Below are 1,501 nucleotides of genomic sequence, written 5' to 3'. Positions count from 1 at the left end.
ACCGGCCCATGCCACGGGCGGCGGCTTCCCGGTCGGCGCGCGACGCGGTGCCGCCCAGCCAGACGCCCACCACGATGGCCACCGCGGCGAGCGCGACCAGCGGGATCCGGAGGCCGTAGAGGGAGAGGGCCTCGTGGAAGGCGGTCAACCCGATCAGGACGCCGGTGACCGGCTCGGACAGGGTCAGCGCGGTCAACGGGGCGGCGATCCGCCCACTCTGGAAGGCGCTCTGGTTGAGCTGGACGCCGACCAGGGCGACCAGCACCAGCGCGACGAACCTCGGGTCGAGGACCAGCGCCGCCGGGTCGCCGTGGAACCGCGTCGCAACCGACTTGAGCAGCGCCGAGGCGACGCCGTACAGGACGCCGGTGGCCACGCCGAGCAACGCGCCCCGGGCCGCGCCCCGGGTCCGCCGGGCGGCGAGCAGGCAGGCGGCCAGTACGCCGCCGGTGCCCACCGCCACCCACCACCACGCGGTCGCGCCCGGATCCGCCACCCCCGCCCGCGGGTCGACGGTGACCACGAACGCCACCAGCCCGACGACGCCGACCACGGTCGCGGCCAGGTCCCGGCGCTGCACCGGCCGCCGGTTCCAGGCGGCCTCGATCAGGATGGCCATGAACAGCCCGCTGGCAAGCAGGGGCTGCACGACGGCCAACGGGCCGTAGCGCAGGGCCACCGCCTGGGACGCCACCCCGGCCACGTCCGGCGCCCAGCCGAGCTGCCAGAGCCGGGTGCGGACGAGCCGGAACAGCAGCCGGGGATCCAGCGCCCGGCTGTCCGGCTGCCGCTTCGCCGCCCGCTGGTGCATCGTCGTGGAGAGGGCGAAGGAGAAGGCCGCGACGAGCGCGGCCAGCACCGCGAGGATCACCGCGCCGCGCTGCCGTGCTCGGCCAGCGGGCCCACCGTCCAGCCCCGCCAGTGGCACTCGTCGAGCAGCCGGGGCAGCGCGGCCAGGCCGGCCCGCCAGGCCCCCGGGGCCGCCGTACCGGAGGAGGCGTCGTGCAGCAGCACGGTGCCCCCACCGGTCAGGCCGGAACGGACGGTGCGCAGGACCGACTCCGGGGTGGCCGAGCCGGTCCAGTCCCGCCCCCAGCAGGTCCAGAGCACCGGCCGCAGCGCCAACCGGTGGGCGGCGAGCAGCGCCGCGCCGGTCAGCACCCCGTACGGCGGGCGGAAGAACCGCGGCGCACGGCCGGTGACGGCGGCGATCAGCGCCCGGCCGCCGGCCAGGTCCCGCCACGTGCCGACCGGTCCGCGCCGCAGCAGGTTCCGGTGGTCCCAGCCGTGCAGCGCCACCTCGTGACCGGCCGCCACGATCTCCCGGCCGAGCGCGGGCGAGCGGAGCAGCCGGGAGCCGAGCAGGAAGAAGGTGGCCCGCACCCGGTACGCGGCCAGCACCTCCAGGAAGCGCGGGGTGGACTCGGGGTCGGGACCGTCGTCGAAGGTCAACGCCACCCGGTCCGGCGGGCCCAGCCCGGCGAGCCCGGGCAGCAGCCGC

The 1,501-nt window shown here is 77.3% G+C and carries 2 protein-coding genes; both read right to left on the bottom strand.

Going from position 1 to position 1,501, the window contains the following annotated elements:
* A partial coding sequence (locus MRQ36_RS32875) for a DMT family transporter (protein ID WP_242799453.1) occupies window positions 1-871 on the bottom strand: 871 nt, incomplete at its 3' end.
* On the bottom strand, window positions 868-1,501 hold a 634-nt coding region (locus MRQ36_RS32870; protein WP_242801722.1), incomplete at its 5' end, for a polysaccharide deacetylase family protein. The genes MRQ36_RS32875 and MRQ36_RS32870, both read right to left, overlap by 4 nt.

Source organism: Micromonospora sp. R77 (genome assembly GCF_022747945.1).
Classification (GTDB): Bacteria; Actinomycetota; Actinomycetes; order Mycobacteriales; family Micromonosporaceae; genus Micromonospora.
Note: the sequence above shows the minus strand (reverse complement) of the source record. Positions and strands in the feature narration are given on the sequence as shown.